Origin of the sequence: Gaetbulibacter sp. S0825 (genome assembly GCF_011777505.1) — a bacterium.
Taxonomy (GTDB): domain Bacteria; phylum Bacteroidota; class Bacteroidia; order Flavobacteriales; family Flavobacteriaceae; genus Pontimicrobium.
The window spans coordinates 1-746 of sequence record NZ_JAATJT010000011.1; the positions used below are offsets into that span (position 1 = coordinate 1).

The window sequence follows — 746 nt, forward strand, 5'->3', positions numbered from 1 at the left end:
GATGGTCCTTCGTAAGAATCAATACAAGCATCTAAATCACTCATATCACTTGGAATTGTTCCAATTAATTCTGGTGCAGTATTATCTTCTCCACTAAATTCTTGTTTGAAGTCATACTCGTTACCACATTCGTCAGTTACTGTGTATGTGTAATGGAATGCCCACTTACATCCTTCTTCAGTTACTGTTAACTCAGACTTAGCTGATACAGCTTGGCCACAGTTATCTTCGAATATCTTCTCGATTGCGTGATTTGCTACTGCTGGGTTAGCCTCTAAAGCATCTGCTAAACAAGCGTTAATACCACTAGCTCCTTCTGGTAATTTCTCACCATCCATTAAGTTAGGTGCAGTTTGATCAGATCCCCAATACGTTACCTTAACAGTTCCGTCATATACGTTACCACAGTTATCTGCAACTTCGTATACAAATTGTACTGCCCAGTCACAAGTATCGTCAGATATAGTAATAGTATTTACTAATGTAGCTATTACATGTCCACAAGCGTCAGTAAATTGATCAGCAATAGATTGCTCAGATGGAGCAGCTGGTGCTTCACAAGCATCTACGTTAGACATGTTGAATTGACCAACATTACCAGTGTATACTGGAGCTAACTTATCGATAAGAGTAATCTTTTGATCTCTTGTAGTTGCATTTCCACAATCATCAGTAGCTTTCCAAGTTCTAATAATTGTTGTAACACAAGCTTGCTTATCTTCTACATCTGTAAATGTTACATCTAC

1 protein-coding gene is annotated in these 746 nt (G+C 38.1%); it reads right to left on the reverse strand.

What is annotated here, in order from left to right; all coding sequences use genetic code 11:
- The coding region (locus HB672_RS14640; protein WP_167770272.1) for a hypothetical protein at nucleotides 1-746 on the reverse strand (746 nt) is incomplete at both ends.